Source organism: Maricaulis sp. D1M11, from assembly GCF_047308265.1.
Lineage (GTDB): Bacteria > Pseudomonadota > Alphaproteobacteria > Caulobacterales > Maricaulaceae > Maricaulis.
The window spans coordinates 153,269-172,913 of the sequence record NZ_JBKQWY010000001.1 but is presented as its reverse complement, the minus strand read 5'-3'; the positions used below and the strand labels follow the sequence as shown (position 1 = coordinate 172,913).

Annotated in this window: 20 protein-coding genes; 7 read left to right on the top strand and 13 right to left on the bottom strand. The window is 59.6% G+C overall.

Annotated features, from left to right (window positions below):
• Positions 1-72 precede the first annotated feature (72 nt).
• Together RMQ97_RS00865 and RMQ97_RS00860 are read right to left on the bottom strand one after the other, a co-directional pair.
• The gene (locus RMQ97_RS00865; protein WP_413658934.1) at positions 73-2,166 is read right to left on the bottom strand and encodes a putative bifunctional diguanylate cyclase/phosphodiesterase; all 2,094 of its coding nucleotides are present in this window, start codon (positions 2,164-2,166) and stop codon (positions 73-75) included.
• 168 nt (positions 2,167-2,334) lie between these two features.
• A complete protein-coding gene (locus RMQ97_RS00860; protein WP_413658933.1) occupies positions 2,335-3,345 on the bottom strand; it encodes an adenosine kinase in 1,011 nt (336 codons plus the stop codon).
• A 140-nt stretch (positions 3,346-3,485) separates the two neighbouring features.
• Between RMQ97_RS00860 and RMQ97_RS00855 the strand changes: the two genes are divergently transcribed.
• On the top strand, positions 3,486-4,382 hold the full coding sequence (locus RMQ97_RS00855) for an ATP-grasp domain-containing protein (protein WP_413658932.1): 897 nt from the start codon (positions 3,486-3,488) through the stop codon (positions 4,380-4,382).
• Between the two features lie 6 nt (positions 4,383-4,388).
• Here RMQ97_RS00855 and nth read toward each other — a convergent pair whose 3' ends face one another.
• Positions 4,389-5,105, bottom strand: coding sequence for an endonuclease III (gene nth, locus RMQ97_RS00850; protein WP_413658931.1), 717 nt, complete (start codon positions 5,103-5,105; stop codon positions 4,389-4,391).
• Positions 5,106-5,204: 99 nt separating this feature from the next.
• Between nth and RMQ97_RS00845 the strand changes: the two genes are divergently transcribed.
• The 4 genes from RMQ97_RS00845 to RMQ97_RS00830 are packed head-to-tail and all read left to right on the top strand — an operon-like array spanning position 5,205 to position 7,690.
• Positions 5,205-5,759 carry a DUF2244 domain-containing protein gene (locus RMQ97_RS00845; RefSeq protein WP_413658930.1) on the top strand — a complete coding sequence of 185 codons (555 nt, stop codon included), beginning with the start codon at positions 5,205-5,207 and terminating at the stop codon, positions 5,757-5,759.
• Positions 5,760-5,769: 10 nt separating this feature from the next.
• A complete protein-coding gene (locus RMQ97_RS00840) occupies positions 5,770-6,618 on the top strand; it encodes a methylated-DNA--[protein]-cysteine S-methyltransferase (protein ID WP_413658929.1) in 849 nt (282 codons plus the stop codon).
• 9 nt (positions 6,619-6,627) lie between these two features.
• Entirely contained in the window at positions 6,628-7,224 is a 597-nt protein-coding gene (locus RMQ97_RS00835; RefSeq protein WP_413658928.1) for a hypothetical protein, read from the top strand.
• 4 nt (positions 7,225-7,228) lie between these two features.
• A complete protein-coding gene (locus tag RMQ97_RS00830) occupies positions 7,229-7,690 on the top strand; it encodes a VOC family protein (protein ID WP_413658927.1) in 462 nt (153 codons plus the stop codon).
• A gap of 3 nt (positions 7,691-7,693) precedes the next feature.
• Here the strand turns inward: RMQ97_RS00830 and RMQ97_RS00825 are convergent, their stop codons facing one another.
• The 5 genes from RMQ97_RS00825 to dnaK form a co-directional block, all read right to left on the bottom strand.
• Positions 7,694-8,392, bottom strand: coding sequence for a helix-turn-helix transcriptional regulator (locus RMQ97_RS00825; RefSeq protein WP_413658926.1), 699 nt, complete (start codon positions 8,390-8,392; stop codon positions 7,694-7,696).
• Between the two features lie 62 nt (positions 8,393-8,454).
• Positions 8,455-9,267 (bottom strand): 4-hydroxy-tetrahydrodipicolinate reductase, encoded by an 813-nt coding sequence (gene dapB, locus RMQ97_RS00820; protein WP_413658925.1) that lies wholly within the window; start codon positions 9,265-9,267, stop codon positions 8,455-8,457.
• A gap of 9 nt (positions 9,268-9,276) precedes the next feature.
• A complete protein-coding gene (locus RMQ97_RS00815) occupies positions 9,277-10,410 on the bottom strand; it encodes a hypothetical protein (protein ID WP_413658924.1) in 1,134 nt (377 codons plus the stop codon).
• Positions 10,411-10,460: 50 nt separating this feature from the next.
• Positions 10,461-11,633 (bottom strand): molecular chaperone DnaJ, encoded by a 1,173-nt coding sequence (gene dnaJ, locus RMQ97_RS00810; protein ID WP_413658923.1) that lies wholly within the window; start codon positions 11,631-11,633, stop codon positions 10,461-10,463.
• A 56-nt stretch (positions 11,634-11,689) separates the two neighbouring features.
• On the bottom strand, positions 11,690-13,594 hold the full coding sequence (dnaK, locus tag RMQ97_RS00805) for a molecular chaperone DnaK (RefSeq protein ID WP_413658922.1): 1,905 nt from the start codon (positions 13,592-13,594) through the stop codon (positions 11,690-11,692).
• Between the two features lie 396 nt (positions 13,595-13,990).
• Here dnaK and RMQ97_RS00800 point away from each other — a divergent pair, with 396 nt between their 5' ends.
• A complete protein-coding gene (locus RMQ97_RS00800; RefSeq protein WP_413658921.1) occupies positions 13,991-14,647 on the top strand; it encodes an alpha-ketoglutarate-dependent dioxygenase AlkB in 657 nt (218 codons plus the stop codon).
• On the opposite strand, the gene RMQ97_RS00795 is transcribed toward RMQ97_RS00800, so the two are convergent.
• From RMQ97_RS00795 to hrcA, 4 genes are all read right to left on the bottom strand, one after another.
• On the bottom strand, positions 14,644-14,994 hold the full coding sequence (locus RMQ97_RS00795) for a hypothetical protein (RefSeq protein WP_413658920.1): 351 nt from the start codon (positions 14,992-14,994) through the stop codon (positions 14,644-14,646). The genes RMQ97_RS00800 and RMQ97_RS00795 overlap by 4 nt on opposite strands.
• Positions 14,995-14,997: 3 nt before the next feature.
• The gene (locus RMQ97_RS00790) at positions 14,998-16,524 is read right to left on the bottom strand and encodes an FMN-binding glutamate synthase family protein (RefSeq protein WP_413658919.1); all 1,527 of its coding nucleotides are present in this window, start codon (positions 16,522-16,524) and stop codon (positions 14,998-15,000) included.
• A 92-nt stretch (positions 16,525-16,616) separates the two neighbouring features.
• Positions 16,617-17,234 (bottom strand): nucleotide exchange factor GrpE, encoded by a 618-nt coding sequence (locus RMQ97_RS00785; RefSeq protein WP_413658918.1) that lies wholly within the window; start codon positions 17,232-17,234, stop codon positions 16,617-16,619.
• A gap of 10 nt (positions 17,235-17,244) precedes the next feature.
• Entirely contained in the window at positions 17,245-18,318 is a 1,074-nt protein-coding gene (gene hrcA / locus RMQ97_RS00780) for a heat-inducible transcriptional repressor HrcA (protein WP_413658917.1), read from the bottom strand.
• A 129-nt stretch (positions 18,319-18,447) separates the two neighbouring features.
• Here hrcA and rph point away from each other — a divergent pair, with 129 nt between their 5' ends.
• Positions 18,448-19,167 carry a ribonuclease PH gene (gene rph / locus RMQ97_RS00775; protein ID WP_413658916.1) on the top strand — a complete coding sequence of 240 codons (720 nt, stop codon included), beginning with the start codon at positions 18,448-18,450 and terminating at the stop codon, positions 19,165-19,167.
• 236 nt (positions 19,168-19,403) lie between these two features.
• Here the strand turns inward: rph and RMQ97_RS00770 are convergent, their stop codons facing one another.
• A complete protein-coding gene (locus tag RMQ97_RS00770) occupies positions 19,404-19,634 on the bottom strand; it encodes a helix-turn-helix domain-containing protein (protein WP_413658915.1) in 231 nt (76 codons plus the stop codon).
• Positions 19,635-19,645: the final 11 nt, after the last annotated feature.

Sequence of the window (19,645 nt, the reverse complement as noted above, 5' to 3'; positions counted from 1 at the left end):
GTGCTTGGAACAGAGATGGCGGTCTCTTCCGGGTCAATCAAGCCCGCGCACCATATGTGCGTCTGTTGCGAGTTAGCCCGCAGCCTTGCGAGACCGCATCTGTTCAGAGGCGTAGTCGACAAAATCCACCACCGGCATCGGACGACCGAAGAGGAAACCCTGGGCCAGTGTCGCGCCTTGGGCCCGCAGCATGTGCATCTGGTCCGGCGTTTCGACGCCTTCCGCGACGGTTTCCAGCTTCAGGGACTTGGCCATCGCCAGAATGGTCTCGACCACAATGCGCGAGTGCTTGTCCGTCGTCATGTTGCGCACAAAGCTCTGATCGATCTTGAACACATCAAACGGCATGCGCGTCAGATAGGCGAGCGAGGAATGGCCCGTGCCAAAATCATCGATGGCAAAACGCACACCACGATCACGCAGAGGCTGAACCTGTTCGATGACCCGTTCCGGATTTTCCATTGCGATGGATTCGGTCAGTTCCAGTTCCAGCAGATGAGGCGGCAGACCTGCGTCCGCCAGGGCTTCCAGAACCGTTTCGGAAAAGCCGTCGCGTTCGAACTGCATGGCCGAAACATTGACTGCCACTGGGATCTCCAGCCCTTTGGCGCGCCAGGCGGCCGCTTCCATACAGGCATGGCGCAGCACGTAATCGCCAATTTCACCGATCAGGCCGCATTCCTCGGCCGCCTCGATGAAGGCCCCCGGGGACAGCAGTCCGGCAGTCGGGTGTTGCCAGCGCACCAGAGCCTCACAACCGGCAACCGCCCCATCCTGCATCAGGATTTTGGGCTGGTAAAACACCACCAGCTGGTCTTTCAGAACAGCATCACGCAGCTCGTTCTCGAGGATCAGGCGCTCAAAGGCTGACTGGTTCATCGACGGTTCGAAGAATTGCGCACCCGAACCCCCGGCCCGCTTGGCATGGGCCATCGCGAGGTCAGCATGACGCATCAGGGTTTCCGGATCGGCCCCGTCCTGCGGGAAGACGGCGACACCCACCGAGACACCCAGGTGAACCTGGTGGCCCGAGATATCAAACGGCAGACGAATAGCATCAACCAGCTTGTTGGCGACACGGGCTGCCTCGGCACTGTCATTGATGTCAGGCAGAAGAACGGTGAATTCATCGCCGCCCAGGCGCGCCACCAGGGACGGATCCTGTCCGCGGCCCGCTGCGAGATCACAGCCGCGCGCAACCTCGGTCAGACGCCGGGCAACCATCTCAAGAAGGCGGTCGCCTTCGCCGATGCCCAGACTGTCATTCACGCGCTTGAACCGGTCGAGGTCGAGGAAGAGAACCGCGCCTGACGTGCCATCTTCCATGGCCCGACGGGTCACCCGCTCGGTTTCCTTGCGGAAGCGTTCGCGGTTGGGCAGTTCAGTGACCATATCGACATAGGCCAGCCGATGAATGCGTTTCAGATTGCCTTCCAGGCGCGCGAACATGCGGTTGAACGCGTTGGCCAGGACTTCCAGCTCGTCGCCGGTGTTTACATCGATCCGCATATCCAGATTTTTCGAGGACGCCAGCCGCGCCGCTTCTGTCAGCTTGCGAACAGGCTGCAGGGCCTTGCCCACAGTGATTGCGGCCAGGGGCAGGAAGATACACAGGGCGAAGATCGAAATCAGAGCCTGGCGGAACAGCATCGCATTGCGCATCTGAGCCAGTTCAACCAGATCCTGGCGCGCATAGATGACGCCAACCAGCCGATGGCTCAAGGTATAGACGGGAACGGCGACTTCCAGCGTGCCACCCTGAATGGCGTGGCGTTGGTCACCGGAGCCCAGAGCCATGACAGCGATATTGGCCTGACGCTGAGGGCGCTGACCGGCGTGTTCAGCGCTGACATAGCCGAGAACTTCACGATGCGTGTTGAGCGCATAGACTTCATGGGCGGAATTGGCTTCCAGAAGATCAGAGAGCTGACCATCGAGATGTTCGCGATCCTGCTCGGCGATACTGCCGGACAAGCGGGAGGCCGCGGCCTCCAGTGCGGAGATCGTTCGATCCGTCAGCAAGCGTTTCGCATCACGCTCGGCTGAAATGCTCTCCAATGCCATCAGCATGAAGATCGTCGCGAAGATCAGTGCGCCGGTCATGACCGTGAATTTCACGACCAAGGACCGCATGACACGCGCCGCCGCTTTGCGGAGAGGAGCCATGTCTACCCCTGAGACTGGCAGGCGAAATTCGCCCGCATACAACACCACCAAATTCGACCGGATACTTTGTCCAGCCGGTTTCAGCTATGAATGTCTCAGAAACCACTTGAAACAGCGTTAAAGCGGAAGAGATGTTTCGTTAACAGGTTGCGAGAGCCCTGACAGCGCTTAGCGATCGAGTTCCAGATCTGCAGCTTCCAGCAGGTCCTTGAGCTCGGTTTCCGGCCGCGCACCATAGTGAGAGATAATCTCTGCCGCCGCGATGGCGCCCATGCGACCGGCTTCGGAGAGGTCCCGGCCGCGCGCCAGGCCGAGCAGGAAACCGGACGCGAACAGATCTCCGGCCCCTGTCGTGTCCACGAGGGTGTCGATCGGTTCCGCAGGCACACTGACGGTTTCATCACCGCGGATAATCACAGCGCCCTGTTCGCTCCGGGTGACAGCGGCCACGGACACGTCCGCTCGCAGTTTTTCCAGCGCCGTCTCAAAATCACTCTCTTCATAAAGCGCAAGGAGTTCGGCCTCATTGGCGAGCAGGATATCGACGTGATGGGCGACGAGGTGCCGGAAAGCCGGCCGATGGCGCTCGACACAGAAGAGGTCCGAGAGGGTCAGGGCCGTCTTGCGTCCTGCAGCGGCTGCCAGTTCCGCAGCGTGAACATAGGCGCGCTTGGCGTCTTCCCGATCGAACAGATAACCTTCCAGATAGACGATCGCTGCGGATTTGAGCGCATCGGCAGCATCCTCGACATCTTTCTCGGTGACCAGCGCAGATGCGCCGAGAAATGTGCACATGGAGCGCTGAGCGTCGGGCGTCACATTGATCAGGCACCGACCCGATCCCGGACCATCGTCCAGAGGCGCGCTGTCAAAGGCGACACCAATTGCGCGAATATCATGTCGGAAAATATCGCCGATCTGATCCGTTGCGGTCTTGCCCACATAGCCGGCCTTGCCGCCCATGGATGCGATCCCTGCCATGGTATTGGCCGCTGAACCGCCGGACGCTTCCTTGCCGGGGGCCATGGCATCATACAGCGTGCGTGCGCGGTCCTCGTCGATCAGGGTCATGCCGCCCTTGGCAATATCATGGGTTTTCAGGAAGTCGTCCGTCGCCGGAGCGAGGACATCAACAATGGCATTACCCACGCCAAGGACGTCGAATTTGATCGAGGACATGCGGAGCTCCGGTCAGGTTTCAGGCAAATTGGGTCAAGTCGCAGGGTTAAATGCAGTTCCCGTACGGAGCAAGGCTTGCGGGCAGGATGAAGCCGGTCTAACTGCGCAACTGAAAATTGGATCCAGAGTGGGAGAGCCGTATGAAACGTGTCGCCTTTTTGACGGCCAGCTGCATGTTCAAAGACCATCCGGACGCACGTGCGGATTATTGGGAACATGATCTGGAATTCAATGCTCTGAAACCGGCCTGTGCCAAGTTTGGTCTCCAGCTCGAAGCGCGGATCTGGGACAGTCCGGATTTTGATCCCGCACTCTATGATGCTGTCATGGTGGGCACGGTCTGGGACTATATGGAAAAACCAGACGCCTTCTCAGCCTTGCTCGCGCGCTGTGACCAGGCGAGCCTTCTGCTCAACCCTCTGTCCACCCTGACCTGGAATATGCGCAAAACCTATCTCAAGGATCTTGCCGATCGAGGTGCGCCCATGATCCCTACGGTTTGGGCGGATCACGCCACAGCTGAGACGATCGAGGCGGCCTTCGATACGCTGGGAGCAGAGGATATCGTGATCAAACCGGTGTTGGGTGCCGGTGCATGGCGCCAGGCCCGTGTGAAACGGGGCGATCATCTGCCTGAACCAGATGCGCTGCCACCGGCCGAATGCATGATCCAGCCCTTCTTGCCCGCCGTGGCCGAAGAGGGAGAATACACCTTCCTCTTCTTCAACCGCAGCTTCTCACACTGTGCGCTCAAGCGTCCCGCAGCCGGCGATTATCGTGTCCAATCCGAGTTTGGCGGATCAGAAAGCGTGTATCAGCCGTCCGAGGACGAGCTCGCCCTAGCGCGTTCTGTACTCGATCATGTGGAGGGTGATTTGCTCTACGCGCGGGTCGATATGTTGCGCGGTCTTGATGGCAAGCTGGCCCTGATCGAGCTGGAATTGATCGAACCGTATCTCTATCCCGAGCAGGGCGCGAACATGGGTAACGTGTTTGCTCAGGCGTTGATGAATTTGATCGATGGGCGTGCTGACTAGCCTGGGCTATTTGGGCGCGGGAGTTTTGTCTTTGAAGCGGCACAAATCCTCGATCGGGCACCGCCAGCATTCCGGCGAACGGGCTTTGCACAAATAGCGTCCGTGCAAGATCAGCCAGTGGTGAGCCCCCAGTTTGTATTTATCCGGCGTTATGCGTTCCAGTCGCGCTTCCACATCATCGGGGGTTTTACCCGGTGCCAGCCGGGTCCGGTTGCCGACCCGGAAGATATGGGTATCCACGGCGATTGTAGGCTGACCAAAGGCTTCGTTGAGCACGACATTGGCCGTCTTGCGCCCCACACCAGGCAGTTTGACCAGATCGTCGCGATTGTCAGGAACCTGTCCGCCAAAATCATCGATCAACATGCGGGACAAGGCGATCACATTTTTGGCCTTGTTGCGAAACAGCCCGATCGTCTTGATGCGATCACGGACATGATCCTCGCCCAGAGCCACCATTTTCTCAGGTGTATCGGCTTCCTCGAACAGGCGTTCGGTGGCCTTGTTCACGCCGACATCGGTGGCCTGTGCGGACAGAGCGACTGCAACAACGAGCGTGTAGGCGTTGGAGTAGTTGAGTTCTGTCTTCGGGTCGGGCCGGTCCTCAGCCAATCGAGCAAACAGATCGTGAGCCTGTTCGCGGGTCAGGCCACGCGGTTGCGATTTGCTTTTTTTGGCGGGTTTGCGTGCCGGCTTGGCAGAGGAGTCGGTCGTTTTGCTCATGCCGTCAGGGCTAGCAGGTGCGCCGGGGGCCTGTCATCCCGGTTCTTGCGCTTTGCCTGTCGCGCTGAACGGTCTAGGTCATGTCGTAGGAGTAGTGTCATGCCCACAGTGATCGAAACCTGGCCTGCTGAGACGGACAGTCCGGATCCCCATGAGGGGCCGTTATACCTGGATGCGGAAATCGCGCCCAACCGGTCTCTGCCCAATCCGGCCTTCATCGCGCTCATGGTCGCAATTACGGCCATATCGTTTACCGCGGGTCTGTTGTTTTTCACGATGGGGGCCTGGCCCGTCGCGCCCTTTTTCGGTCTGGATGCCATTCTGGTCTGGCTGGCGTTTCGGATCTCCTATCGGGACGGGCGAGCGCGTGAATGGGTGAAGGTGAATGCGCGCGATATTGAAGTGACACGTCGACACCCGACCGGGCATTTGCGCCGGTTCAGAATGCCAACTGCCTGGGCCCAGTTTCGTCATATCGATGCGGGTCAACACCATAGCCAGGTCGCAGTCTCTGTTTCGGGAAAATCCCTGGTTCTGGCCAGTACGCTGAGCCCCAAAGAACGTGGTGAGTTCGCGAAGGCGTTGGACAATGCTCTTCAACAGGCTCGGGCAGGAACGCAAGAAGCGGGTGGTTTTGCATCGCCGGAGACGTAATCATGCCGTCATGAGCGCCGATCTTTACTCCCTCGACTCCGCCCGCCGTGACTACCATCGTATCAGCCGGATCCTCGCTGTGCTGGGAGATGACTGGCAAGACCATCCCAATCTGGATGACATCGCCAATCGGGCAGGATTGTCCCCTCATCATTTCCAGCGTCTGTTTACCCGATGGGTCGGGTTGAGCCCGAAACGCTTTGTTGGAGCTTTGGCCCACAATGCGGCTCGCGAGGCATTGGATACCGGGGCCAATATTCTCGATGCATCCTTTGAGGCAGGACTGTCAGGTCCGGGGCGGCTGCACGATCTGTTCATTGCGCATGAGGCGGTCACGCCTGGTGAGGCTCGAAGACGGGGACAAGGCCTGACCTTCCGCTGGGGGGCCGCGCCAACTCCGTTCGGGACGGGAGTGTTTCTCATCGCACCGCGCGGCCTGTCCGCTCTGGCGTTTTGTGATGACGACATTGATGCGGGTTATGCGGATCTGTACCAGCGCTTTCCTGCCGCACAGTATCACAGAGATGATGTTCTGGCCGGACATTGGGCGGAGCGTGTGTTCAATACGCAGGAACCAGAAAAACTCCCCCTCGTGCTTTATGGCACCCCGTGGCAAAGACAGGTCTGGCGTGCTCTATTGTCTCTCGGTTCAGGAGAAACCTGTAAATACAAGGATATTGCCGAAAAAATCGGATCGCCTAAAGCCAGTCAGGCGGTCGGCGCAGCGGTGGGTGCCAATCCTGTGTCCTGGTTGATTCCCTGTCATCGGGTGCTTTCGGCCAATCGCAAGCTCACTGGCTATCACTGGGGTGTGGATCGCAAGCGGGCCATGCTCGCCTATGAGGCTGTTAGGCGCTAGATTGGCGCCATGTTTACGAATTTCTATCTGGCCGGCCTTGGTGCCCTTATCGCTGCCCTTTTGCTGATGTTGCGCTGGTATCTGGCGCGACGCCAATTGCGTGTCGAAGCCGCAGAAGAGTATGAGGCTCGTCGTGAGCGCAAGCCGGGCACCGTTACCCACATGGATGGTCCCGATTTCATAAAAATGTATGTCGGTGCTCATGAACCCCGATGGGCGCTGTATGGCGCTGCGGCTGTGCTGGCCAATATCATGCTCTCCCCCGTGATGGTCGTACTCTTGATGAGCCTGTGGCCGGTTCTGGTCCTGGGGCTGGAGAATGGTCCCTGGTATGATGTGGGATATTATCCCTGGATGTTCTTCATGTTCTTCGGGATGAGTGCTCTTTGGGCTCTGGTGGGCGCAGGTTTTGCACGTCTGCATCACCAGCGAGCGCCGGAAAACTATCATGCAGGGCTGGCGCGTGCGCGGGGAGAACCGCTCGACCAGGTTGAAATTCCACGCCAGCGCCCCAAATGGGCGAAGCGTGCCCGGCCATCCTGGGCGCCCAAACTGCCACGCAAAGACTCCGCTATCTCATCCGAGAGTTCGCAAAACGAGAGCTAGAGCCATGCAATACCTGCATACCATGGTCCGCGTGACCGATATCGATGCCAGCCTGCGTTTCTATTGTGAGGGCCTCGGCCTGAAGGAAGTGCGCCGTTTTGACAATGAAAAGGGTCGCTTCACCCTCGTTTTCCTGGCGGCACCGGACGATATGGACAAATTCACCATCAATGATGGTGACGGCGTTCCTGACGGTCTGCCCTGTGTGGAACTGACCTATAACTGGGATCCGGAAGCCTATTCCGGCGGGCGGAATTTTGGTCATCTGGCCTATCGGTTCGAGAATGTCTACGCGGTCTGCGAACGTCTGATGGATATGGGCTATGTCATCAACCGTCCGCCGCGTGACGGGCACATGGCATTCGTGCGCTCGCCGGATGGTATCTCGATTGAACTCCTGCAGCGCGGACCGCATCTCGAACCCCAGGAGCCCTGGGCCTCGATGGAGAATACGGGCGCCTGGTAGGGCTCAGGCGCTTTTGGCGACGGGCTCGTCATCATAGTTGAGGTCTTCGAGGCGTTTTCCGACTTCGTCGTCAAAACTCTCCGCCAGCACCGTCATGCGCTCGATCCGGTCGGCACGGAAGTGTCTGAAGTCCGATCTCAGCTCGCACCACGCTGTCAGCAGCCAGACATGGCCAAAACAGGTGAGAGCCAGGGGTCGGATGACCCGGATCGATTTCTCATCACCGAGCGAATTATAGTGTACCCGCAGCTTGCGCCGGTCTGTAATGGCATTGCGAACAGGGCCGAAGGCCTCGGGACGCATTTTGGCTTCGTCAGACCCGGCAAAATAAAGCGGAGCGCTGCGTAGCCGGGCGCGATGCGTAGCGGGCAAGGCGCGTTCGATCTTGGCCAAGGCTTCATTGGCTGAAAGGACCAGATCACGGTCTGCCACCGCTTGCACAAAACGCGCACCCAGCGCGAGCGCGTCGAGCTGTTCGTAGCTGAAGGTCAAGGGGGGCAAATCAAAACCGGGCCGCAAGACATAACCCACACCGGCTTCACCATCGATGGGCGCGCCCGTTTCAATCAGATGGGCCACATCCCGATAGATTGTGCGTTCGGAGACTTCGAAATCCCGACCGAGTTCCTGCGCGGTAACGGCACCGGGTGCGGCTTCGCGCAGAGCCTGGATGATCCGGATTAGGCGTTCGGCGCGACGCATGCATCCCTCCCGACATCTTCATGACATGTCAGTTAGATGTCAGTGTTCGCACGGAAAAGCAATCACACGTCCGCTACAACATCCTGCATGGTATAGAGCCCGGCCTCGCGGTCGGCCATCCATCCTGCAGCGATCAGCGCACCACGCGCAAAGATCCTGCGGTCGAAGGCCCGGTGTTGGATCGAGATCTCTTCCAGTTCCGAGATGAAGCGTACGGCGTGTTCGCCTACAATACCGCCGCCGCGGGTCGCAGAGAAACCGATCACCCCGGCTGGACGTTGTCCGGTTTGTCCATCCCGGCCGGAATGTTTGACCTGGTCAAAATCAAGCTGTCTGGCCCGTGCAACGGCTTCACCCAGCATCAAGGCCGTCCCGGACGGCGCATCCACCTTCATACGATGGTGAGCTTCTTCGATCTCCACATCCCAGTCCTGGGCCGGCAAGGATGCGGCCTTGGCCACCAAGGCCTCCATGATCGCAACGCCGATTGAGAAATTGCCGGCGCGAAGGATGGGAAGCGTGCCCGAAGCCGCGCGCAGGAGACGATCTTGTTCGCTGTCCAGGCCGGTGACACCCGTGACAAAGGCTTTGCCGGGCATTCTGGCCAGGCGCTGGGCTGCAATCACGGTGAGATCGGGCTGGCTGGCATCGATCACAATGTCTGCGGTTTCACAGGCCTCTTCGATGGAGACCGTGGCCTTGATTCCGACCGGGTCGATACCCGCAGCCTGACCCAGATCTATTCCGTCCCAGTCTGATCCGGCCCGGACGACAGCGCCTGCGAGTTTGAAATTGTCGTAGAGCAGGCTTTCAAGAAGGATGGCGCGCCCCAGGCGGCCGGAGACACCCAGAATGGCAATGGAATGGGTCTGCATGGCAGGTCCTCAGCTAATCAGGCTGTCGGCCAGTCTTTCAAAGAGATAGGAGCCCAGTATCGGCAGGACAGGGATCAGGATGTAAAGCAGGATCCGCAGCGATGTGGTGGACGAGATGGGCCAGTCCGATCGGTTTTCCACCCACTGACAATAGGCTGACAACCCCCCCAGGGCCGCCATGTCGTCCCTTGATCCCCTCTCGCGCAACACCTTCATTTCTGCGTGGCAGGCCCGCATGGTTTCGGCCTTCGCCGCCATGATCTTTTCCCGGACAGGCTGAACAGCGCTGTAGAAAATAAACAATCCGCCGCCCACGGACAGAACACAGCCAGGCAGGGCGTACCAGATCTGGTCGGGATTGATCACAAACAGCAGCAGAACAGCCCCCATGATGAACCAGGATAGGGCGGCGTGAAGACCCAGTCGTCCAAACACTTCCAGGGCTTCAAGATCATGCAGGTCAACGACCAGGTGGGTTCGGATCAACCGTTTGATTTCACTGCCTTCGCGGTTGAGGTCTACCCCCGAACGCAAGCCAAGACCGTAAAGAGGCGGCGAAAATATGAGGAACCACAAGCCAATCGAGGTCAGATAGACGCCGGGTGACGCGTCCATGGACACCATCATCACGATGTTGAAACTCACCCCGCCCAGCGCGCCCAGAAGGAAAAAGAGCATGTATCGGGTGCGCCACACGCGCGGCACGCCTCCGGTCAGCCCTTCCACATCCCCATGCGCCGTTTCGGGCAACACCGCCATCAGCGCTGGACGTTTATAGGCCCACAATCGCCGACCATTCTCGACCAGTGCCAGGGCCGTTGTGAGAATGCAGGAGAGGGTGAAGCCGATGTGCAGCACATCCGGCGTCCGGTAGGTCTGACCACTCGTCTCCCAGGGCAGGGAAAAACCCGTTTCGCTGGGGTAGAGAAGAGGCGGACGTCCCGTGAAATGGGCGATCAACAGAAAACTGCCGAACGTGACACCAAAAATCGCGATCGTTGTGCCCCAGAAGCCCAGCGGGCTTTGATCGTATAATCGCCCCTCAAACGGGACGAACCGATCGGTGGATACAGCCATGGTGTCGCGGGAAGACCGGTCGTCGTCCGGTCTGGATTGCAGGGGTGAGGTTGCCGTCTCAGTCATGGCGGCACACTAGGGCGATTTAGCCCGGCCCGCCAGTCTGAGTTGATGTGTCAGGAGGCGTTCGGACGGCCATCCTCTGTCGTGACATCGTCCCAGAACTGTTTGACCTTCTTGAAGAAGCCCGCACTATCCGGATTACAGCCATCGCCAGACAAATCACAGAATTCCTTCAGCAATTCCTTTTGTCGTTCGGAGAGGTTCCGGGGTGTTTCTACAAACAGCTCAACAATCATATCGCCGCGCGGACCGCCGCGAAGCCGGGGCATGCCCTTGCCGCGAAGGCGCATGCGCCGTCCGGTCTGGGCGCCTTCCGGGATCTTCATCTCGGCCTTGCCGCCCTCAATGGTCGGAACCTGGATGGCACATCCCAGGGCGGCCTGGACCATGGAAGACGGTGCGCGGCAATAGAGATTGGGTCCGTCGCGTTCGAACAGGTCGTGTTCGCGCACGGCGATGAAGATATACAGATCGCCGCGTGGGCCACTGCGGGCACCCGCTTCGCCTTCGCCGGCCAGCCGGATGCGGGTCCCATCCTCGACTCCTGCTGGGATGGTGACATTGAGCGTACGGTTCTGACGAACCCGGCCTACGCCATCACAATCCCTACAGGGTGTTTTGAAGAATTTGCCACGTCCGCCACACTGGGGACAGGTCTGCTCCATGGTGAAGAAACCCTGGCTCCGCCGGATACGACCTTGCCCGTTGCAGGTGGGGCAGGTTTCCAGTTCGGTACCCGGCTCATTGCCCTGACCATCGCATCGTTCACACGTCACAGATGACGGGATGGAAACCGTGGCTTCCTTGCCGGCAAAGGCCTCTTCAAGCGTGATTTCCAGATCATAGCGCAGATCCGCACCGCGGGCCGGACCTGAGGATCGACCACCCCGTCGGCCGCCGCCCATGCCACCCATTCCGAACACTTGTTCGAAAATATCGGCAAATTCAGCAGCACCTGCGCCACCAAACGGACCCTGACCGCCGCCCATACCGCCGCCTTGCTCAAACGCAGCATGGCCCATCCGGTCATAGGCCGCACGTTTGTCGGCATCTGACAGGATGGCATAGGCCTCACCGATTTCCTTGAACTTCGCCTCGGCCGCTTCATCGCCCGGATTCTTGTCCGGGTGATAGGTCATGGCGAGTTTTCGGTAGGCACTTTTGAGGGCTTTGTCGTCAACCGAACGGTCAACGCCGAGGATCTCGTAATAGTCACGCTTGCTCATGGCGGATTACACCGGACAGTTACCGGGCGGCGGTTACCCACCGCCCGATCAATGTCTTAGGCGTCCTTCTTGCCGTCGTCGTCTTTGACTTCGGAGAATTCGGCATCGACAACATCGTCATCACCTGCCGCTTCGGACGCGTCGTCCGCCTGAGCCTGCTGGGCCGAATACATGGCTTCGCCCAGCTTCATGGCTGCCTGTACCAGCGCTTGGGTTTTTTGCTGGATGGCTTCGAGATCTTCACCGTCCTTGACCTCTTTCAGTTCGGACAGGGCGGTTTCGATCGCGGTCTTGTCTTCAGCCGGGACTTTGTCGCCAAACTCCTCGAGCTGTTTCTCGGTCTGGTGCACCATGGCTTCGGCGCCGTTCTTGGCCTCAACCAGTTCGCGGGCGTTTTTGTCAGCCTCGGCATTGGCTTCGGCATCTTTCACCATCTGGTCGATATCCGCGTCGGACAGGCCGCCGGAGGCTTGGATGGTGATTTTCTGTTCCTTGCCTGTGGCCTGGTCCTTAGCCGACACATTGACAATGCCGTTGGCATCAATGTCGAAGGTCACTTCGATTTGCGGCATGCCGCGCGGAGCCGGCGGGATGTTTTCCAGATTGAACTGGCCGAGCAACTTGTTGTCCGCGGCCATTTCACGCTCACCCTGGAAGACCCGAATGGTCACGGCCGTCTGATTGTCGTCAGCGGTGGAGAAGGTCTGGGACTTCTTGGTCGGGATCGTCGTGTTGCGTTCGATCAGGCGCGTGAACACACCGCCGAGGGTTTCAATACCCAGCGACAGCGGCGTCACGTCCAGCAGGAGCACGTCTTTGACATCGCCCTGGAGGACACCGGCCTGGATGGCCGCACCCATGGCAACAACCTCATCCGGGTTCACACCCTTGTGCGGGTCCTTGCCAAAGAAGCCTTTGACCGCGTCCTGGACTTTCGGCATGCGGGTCATACCGCCGACCAGAACCACATCATCAATATCAGACGCGCTCATGCCCGCATCGGACAGAGCTTTCTGGCACGGGTCGAGCGTGCGCTTGATCAGATCCTCGACCAGCGCTTCCAGCTTGGCACGGGACAGTTTGATGTTGAGGTGTTTCGGGCCAGAGGCGTCCGCCGTAATGAACGGCAGATTCACTTCATAGGCCGAGGCAGAGGACAGCTCTTTCTTGGCTTTCTCGGCTTCTTCCTTGAGGCGTTGCAGGGCCAGCTTGTCCTGGCGCAGGTCGATGGCATTGTCCTTTTTGAACTCGTCGGCGAGATAATCGACGATCCGCAGGTCAAAATCCTCACCGCCGAGGAAGGTGTCACCATTGGTAGCCTTCACCTCGAACACGCCGTCGCCAATCTCCAGGATCGACACGTCGAACGTACCACCGCCAAGATCGTAAACGGCGATGGTGCGGTTATCACCCTTGTCCAGACCATAGGCCAGGGCCGCTGCCGTCGGTTCGTTGATGATCCGCAGGACGTCCAGACCGGCAATCTTGCCGGCGTCCTTGGTGGCCTGGCGCTGGGCGTCGTCGAAATAGGCAGGAACGGTGATCACGGCTTTCTCAACCGGTTCACCCAGATAGCTTTCGGCCGTCTCTTTCATCTTCTGGAGGATGAAGGCAGAAACTTCGGACGGGGCGTATTTCTTGTCGCGTCCCTGGACCCAGGCATCGCCTTTATCAGACGGGACAATCGCATAGGGCACCATGTCGATGTCTTTGCGCACGGTCGGGTCGTCCATCTTGCGGCCAATCAGGCGCTTGATAGCAAACAGGGTATGGTCCGGATTGGTGACGGCCTGGCGTTTGGCGGGCTGGCCGATCAGGCGCTCACCGTCTTCTGTAAAGGCCACCACTGACGGTGTCGTCCGCGCGCCTTCAGAGTTTTCAATTACTTTGGCCTGGTCTCCATCCATGATGGCGATACAGGAATTGGTTGTACCCAGGTCGATACCAATGACCTTGCTCATTTTTAGTCTCTCCGTTCATTCAGCGGGGCCGAAACAGCAATACCGGGCCTTCCACAGGAAGCACCTGATACCCGTCCCTCAGCCCCCTTTGTTCGGGGTGGTTCCGAAAACCGGTGATGCCGACACCGGTGTGGTTCCGTGTGCGGACAAAGCCTTTGGCCCTATCCGACGCTCATGGGCGATTTAGGTAGCTTGGCGGGCCAACGCAAGGGTTGCTGTAAGGTGGGGACAGTTTGCCTTCAGTCATGCTTTATGCCTGTCCGCATTGCGCAACCGGCTGGGGCGGGCCGAGATCCGTGACGTGCTGCGAGCTGAAAGCGGGTGGATGTTATCTCCGCAGCGACCATATTGAGCTGACAGGACGGTCGACGGGTCAACACAAGGGGCGGAACTACAATGACAAATCGCGATGAGATGATCGCCGGTTTCCGTGTCCTGCCGGGCTATTTTGATCGTGAGGCTCAAGCTCAATTATTGGCGCATGTTCGCAATGTGCAGGCGATGACCCCGTTCTGGCGTCCGACCATGCCCCGGACAGGCAAGCCCTTATCGGTAAAAATGACCAATTTCGGGTCTCTGGGATGGATGACCGACAAGGCGGGTGGATACCGATACGTGACCCACCATCCCGAAACGGGAGCGCCATGGCAGGTCATACCCGAGCCCCTGATGGCGCTTTGGGAGGCTCACGCGGATTATCCGGCTGTGCCGGAAGCCTGTCTGGTGAATTGGTATGCGCCGGACAGTCGCATGGGCATGCATGTCGACTGGGATGAGGCTGCGACGGATGCGGCCGTCATATCGGTATCGCTGGGGGACAAGGCGCGCTTTCGTCTGGGCAATCATACCCGCGGCGGAACGACACAATCGATGATCCTGTCGTCGGGGGATGTGGTTGTGCTCGGTGGCGCATCGCGCCGCTGCTATCACGGTGTGGACCGCATTTATCCAGGGACATCGACCTTGCTCGACGAAACGAGTTTCCCGGGTGGCGGGCGTATCAATCTGACCCTGCGCCGGGTCACGATCCCGAGCGCCCCGAAACCGTGCTAGCGCAGGAAATCAAGAACAAGCCGCATGCAAAGCGCGCCGATCACGAGCGAAAAAAAGGGTGTGGTGGCCGGAACGAGGTTCAAGGCCCAGCGCTCGGGCAGAAGCAGAATATCACGGGCCCAGCCTTCGTGTTGACCGGACCATTTGCGGGCCAGGTCCTGCAGGACGCAGCGGCCATCATTCAGCAAGAGCCCGGAGAGAATCCCCAGCGGCAGGCACAAGGCCCACAGGGCCAGATTGAGCCCCTCTCCCGTCCACGCATACACAGCCATGGGCACCAGGCTCGACAAGGCGAGGAGGGTCACAAGCGTGTGGACAGCCTGGAGCAGGAAAAGGCGGGTTTTCATCGATCAGGACGCATCAGGGAAATGTGAGTCGGCCAACTCGTCGCGCGGCAGGAAATCGAGATGGTCCATGGGTATGGAGCGTCCGTTTTCCTGGACAATCCGGACATGTTTGCGGCGTAGCTGACGCGGCTCGGCAACGCCGCATGAATGAGCGATCAGTTCGACATGCTCGTGAATGGTGCGGGCATACTGTGCAACCATGGCCGATTTCTCTTTCACCACGAGGCCGCGCTGGAGGTGTTTCTTGTGGGTCGTAACGCCGGTGGGGCAGGTGTTCTGATGGCATTTCAGGGCCTGGATGCAGCCGATCGAGAACATGAAGCCGCGGCCACACTGGATAAAATCGGCCCCGGCGGCCAGCGCCCAGGCGACGGAGCCGGGAATGACCAGCTTGCCGGATGCGACAATGCGCATGCGTTCGCGCAGCCCGTGCTTGCCAATGATTTCCACCGCAATGGGCAGGCTCTCGCGAATGGGCAGCCCCACATTATCCATCAAGGCCATGGGAGACGCGCCTGTGCCGCCATCCCCGCTGTCGAGCGTGAAGAAGTCCGGTGCCGATTCCGGGCCACGCTCAAGAATGGCGCGGCAGAGCTCGTCCAGCCAGCCATAGGCGCCCAGGGCCGCCTTGAATCCGACCGGCTTGCCCGTGACCTCACGAATATGGGCGATCATGTCGAGCAAACTGTCGACATCGCCGATTTCCGGGTGGCGATTGGGGGAGATCGAGGCTTGTCCCACGGGAATGCCCCGGATCTTGGCGATTTCCCGGTTCACCTTGGAGGCTGGCAGAATGCCGCCCTTGCCGGGTTTGGCGCCCTGGCTGAGCTTGAGTTCGAACATGCGCACCTGTTTATGCGCCGCGATCTCGCGCAGCCTGTCATCGCAGAGATGACCGTCAGCATCCCGGACGCCATATTTGGCCGTGCCAATCTGGAAGACGATATCTCCACCGCCTTCCAGATGCATGGGAGAAAGCCCACCCTCACCGGTATTCATCCAGATCCCCGCCTGGCCTGCCCCGATCGACAGGGCGCGCACGGCCGGTTTCGAAAGAGCGCCATAACTCATTCCGGAAACATTGAAGAAGGAGGGTGCGTCATAAGGGTGACGGCAATGGGGTCCGATCCGCAATGGCTGGGTTGCCGCGGCGTCATCATCGAGCAGCGGGAAGGGGCAATTGACGAAGATGGCTGTTCCCGTCTTGTCCAGGGGCTTCGTGGAACCAAACGGAATAGTACCGCCCTTGCCTTTCGACGCCCGATAGACCCAGTCGCGTTCCGCCCTGTTGAACGGCAATTCTTCGCGATCCATAGCGAAGAAGTATTGGCGGAAGAACTCGCCGAGCGTGGTGAACAGGCCGCGAAACCGTCCAAACACCGGATAGTTTCGCCGGACGGCATCCTTCTGCTGGGTCACATCGCGCAGATAGAAGACGATGACCACCAGCACACCCAGGCCGACGGCCAGGATGAATAACTGTGTGAGAATACTCAGCGCTTCAAGCGCCCATCCTGGAAGACCCGGCATGTAACACCCCCAAAACTCGACCTGCTCGCATCATAGCGGGGCCGTGGTCCAAGGCGAGTAAAACCGGGTCTTCGTGGTCTGGCTTTGACAGATTATGCGGTTACATCCACGGATCCGCCCGTGTCTCCGGAGGGTGCGGCGGGCTGGCCGGCCGACACGGCGACCATGGCCGCACGCAGTGTTCGCGCGCCGATCGTGTATCCAGGCTGCATAAGGGCTGCGACCTTGCCAGCGGGCTGATCGGAAGGGATCTGCGCAACGGCCTGGTGCAGGTTCGGGTCAAAGACCTCGCCCGGTTCCGGAGCCAGCTTGGTCACGCCATGCGATTCCATTTTCTGTACGAGTTGTTTTTCCGTCATGGCCACGCCTTCGACCAGATTGCGAAGCGGTTCGGAGGCGTTTTCAAGCTCGGCGGCGTCGAGAGCGCTCAGAGCCCGAGACAGATTGTCGGCGACTTCCAGCATGTCCCGCGCAAACTTGCTGACGGCATACTGGCGCGTGTCCTGGAGTTCTTTTTCCGTCCGCTTGCGGGTGTTTTCGGACTCGGCAACAGCGCGAAGGAGGCGGTCGCGCATGGCATCCAGGTCGGCCACGAGCTTGGCTTCGCGCTCTTCCGGCGTGGGCTCGCCGCCATTTTCCGGTGACGTTTCAGCGGTTTCGGTGGCGGCGTCCATCTCGGTGTCTTCAACGGTCTTGTCGTTATCGCTCATTTTCAAGCTCTCATAGTCTGGCATCGTCCAGGAGTTTGCCCAGGACACGGGCCGTGTAATCCACCAGGGGGATAACACGGGCATAGTTCAAACGGGTGGGGCCAATTACACCCAGGGCCCCGATGATCTGCTGTTCGCTGTTGCGATAGGGCGCCACGATCACGCTGGAACCGGACAGGCTGAACAAGGGGTTTTCGGATCCTATGAACAGGCGGACTCCATTGCCCTCACCGGCCTGGTCGAGGAGGGAGATCAGATCCTGCTTGCGTTCGATATCATCGAACAGATGTCGAATACGCTCGAGATCTTCTGTGGCATCGAGATCATTCAACAGGCGAGACTGGCCGCGTACGATCAGGGAGCGTTCGCCCTCTCCACCGCTCCATTCAGCCAGTCCGGCCTGGATCAGGGTCGCGGCGGCCTTGTCGATCTGCGCCTTGCGGTCGGCAATCTCCCGCTCGATTTCCGTCCGGGCCTCGCTCAGCGTACGACCGACCAGGCGGGATGACAGATAATTCCCCGCTTCGATCAAGCTGGAAGGCAGCAGGCCAGGCGGTGAGGGCATCAGCCGGTTTTCAACCGTGCCATCAGACAGAACCAGGACAACAAGCACTTCCGTGCGCGATAGCGGGACAAATTCAATATGGCGCAGCGGCGCTTCGCGTTTTGGCGAGACGACGAGGCCGGCGCCGCCGATCAGACCGCCAAGAAGATCCGATGCGTCCTGTACCAGATCATCTGTAGTTCGCGAGGTATTGCCGATCCGGGTATCAACGGCCTGGCGCTCGGTATCGCTCAGCTCGCCAATCTGCAACAGCCCGTCCACAAACAGACGCAGGCCGTGATGGGTCGGAAGCCGTCCGGCGCTGCTATGCGGGGCGGTCAGCAAGCCAAGACTGGCCAGGTCTGACATCGTGTTGCGGATCGATGCAGCAGAGAGATCGAGACCGGGTGTGCGCGACAGGGTGCGCGACCCGACCGGTTCACCGGTTTCCAGATAGGACTCCACGATTTGCCGAAAGATCACGCGCATGCGTTGATCCAGATCGGCCAGACCGGAGGTGGGCGGGGTGAAGTCACTCATGGGACCACAGATAATCTGCCTCTTGAGCCGGTTCAATTGCCCGGACCGCCCAGATTTCTTTCACGCAGGGAGTTGATGCAGCGGGCGCGGCAGACTACGAGCGGCATCAGACAGATATTGGAGATCCACATGAGACCTTTTGGTCGTGACCGTGATGCCCTGCGCGAGGTCAGTTTCACCCTTCAGCCCACGCGTTATGCCGAGGGGGCCTGCATGATCCAGTGCGGTCACACGCAGGTTTTATGCACGGCGAGTGTGGAAGAGAATGTCCCGCCCTGGCTGCGCGGTGGCGGCAAGGGCTGGGTGACAGCAGAATACGGCATGCTGCCGCGCTCGACCCATTCGCGCATGCGCCGGGAGGCCACAGCGGGAAAACAATCAGGTCGAACCCAGGAAATCCAGCGTCTGATCGGTCGGTCACTGCGGGCTGTGGTGGACCTGAAGGCTCTGGGAGAGCGCCAGATCACGGTGGATTGTGATGTGATCCAGGCCGATGGTGGGACACGCACGGCGTCGATCACGGGGGCATGGGTCGCTTTGAAAATGGCGACGGCCTATCTTATCGAGGAGGGCGTGCTCGAGTCTGACCCGGTGCACGGTCAACTGGCAGCGATCTCGTGTGGGGTGATTGACGGTGAAACCCGTCTTGATCTTGAATATGAAGAAGACAGCAAGGCCGAGGCGGATGCCAATTTTGTCCTGACGGCCGATGGCGGTATCGTCGAGGTTCAGGCGACGGCCGAGGACACGCCGTTCTCCGGTCAGGCGTTTGATGAAATGTTTGCCCTGGCGCGCAAGGGTGTGACAGAGCTGGCCGAGCTGCAAATCGCGGCTCTTGCCAAGAAATAGGTTGGGCCTGGAAATAGATTGGCACCCGAGTAGGGCTGCTTGATCCATCGAGCCATCGCGCGGAGGGCTCAGACGGCATGGTTTCCTGAAACGGGAATCATAGGAGATCAGACGGCGGGAGCGCGCTGGGGGGCTGGAAATGGCCCGCACGACCTCTTGGGAAGGGCGAACGTGCAGACCCACTCCCGCCGTCTGTCCTGATCGCCCAACCGGGGCGTTCAGTATTCAGGCCACCACTACTCGGAGGCCTGGTTGTCATCATCCTCATCATCGAAGCTCAACAGGTCCCCGGGCTGGCAACCCAGCTCCCGGCACAGGGCTTCGAGTGTTGAAAAACGGACGGCCTTGGCCTTTCCGGTTTTCAAAATCGACAGGTTGGCCATCGTGATACCAACCCGATCACACAATTCGGTGAGCGACATACGCCGCTCGAGCAGCATGCGATCCAGGGTGACGCGAATGGGCATGGGCGTCCTCC

Coding starts and splice junctions, on each gene's coding strand:
- RMQ97_RS00865 (WP_413658934.1), bottom strand. CDS start 2,166: ATGGCTCCTCTCCGCAAAGCGGCGGCGCGTGTCATGCGGTCCTTGGTC.
- RMQ97_RS00860 (WP_413658933.1), bottom strand. CDS start 3,345: ATGTCCTCGATCAAATTCGACGTCCTTGGCGTGGGTAATGCCATTGTT.
- RMQ97_RS00855 (WP_413658932.1), top strand. CDS start 3,486: ATGAAACGTGTCGCCTTTTTGACGGCCAGCTGCATGTTCAAAGACCAT.
- nth (WP_413658931.1), bottom strand. CDS start 5,105: ATGAGCAAAACGACCGACTCCTCTGCCAAGCCGGCACGCAAACCCGCC.
- RMQ97_RS00845 (WP_413658930.1), top strand. CDS start 5,205: ATGCCCACAGTGATCGAAACCTGGCCTGCTGAGACGGACAGTCCGGAT.
- RMQ97_RS00840 (WP_413658929.1), top strand. CDS start 5,770: ATGAGCGCCGATCTTTACTCCCTCGACTCCGCCCGCCGTGACTACCAT.
- RMQ97_RS00835 (WP_413658928.1), top strand. CDS start 6,628: ATGTTTACGAATTTCTATCTGGCCGGCCTTGGTGCCCTTATCGCTGCC.
- RMQ97_RS00830 (WP_413658927.1), top strand. CDS start 7,229: ATGCAATACCTGCATACCATGGTCCGCGTGACCGATATCGATGCCAGC.
- RMQ97_RS00825 (WP_413658926.1), bottom strand. CDS start 8,392: ATGCGTCGCGCCGAACGCCTAATCCGGATCATCCAGGCTCTGCGCGAA.
- dapB (WP_413658925.1), bottom strand. CDS start 9,267: ATGCAGACCCATTCCATTGCCATTCTGGGTGTCTCCGGCCGCCTGGGG.
- RMQ97_RS00815 (WP_413658924.1), bottom strand. CDS start 10,410: ATGACTGAGACGGCAACCTCACCCCTGCAATCCAGACCGGACGACGAC.
- dnaJ (WP_413658923.1), bottom strand. CDS start 11,633: ATGAGCAAGCGTGACTATTACGAGATCCTCGGCGTTGACCGTTCGGTT.
- dnaK (WP_413658922.1), bottom strand. CDS start 13,594: ATGAGCAAGGTCATTGGTATCGACCTGGGTACAACCAATTCCTGTATC.
- RMQ97_RS00800 (WP_413658921.1), top strand. CDS start 13,991: ATGACAAATCGCGATGAGATGATCGCCGGTTTCCGTGTCCTGCCGGGC.
- RMQ97_RS00795 (WP_413658920.1), bottom strand. CDS start 14,994: ATGAAAACCCGCCTTTTCCTGCTCCAGGCTGTCCACACGCTTGTGACC.
- RMQ97_RS00790 (WP_413658919.1), bottom strand. CDS start 16,524: ATGCCGGGTCTTCCAGGATGGGCGCTTGAAGCGCTGAGTATTCTCACA.
- RMQ97_RS00785 (WP_413658918.1), bottom strand. CDS start 17,234: ATGAGCGATAACGACAAGACCGTTGAAGACACCGAGATGGACGCCGCC.
- hrcA (WP_413658917.1), bottom strand. CDS start 18,318: ATGAGTGACTTCACCCCGCCCACCTCCGGTCTGGCCGATCTGGATCAA.
- rph (WP_413658916.1), top strand. CDS start 18,448: ATGAGACCTTTTGGTCGTGACCGTGATGCCCTGCGCGAGGTCAGTTTC.
- RMQ97_RS00770 (WP_413658915.1), bottom strand. CDS start 19,634: ATGCCCATTCGCGTCACCCTGGATCGCATGCTGCTCGAGCGGCGTATG.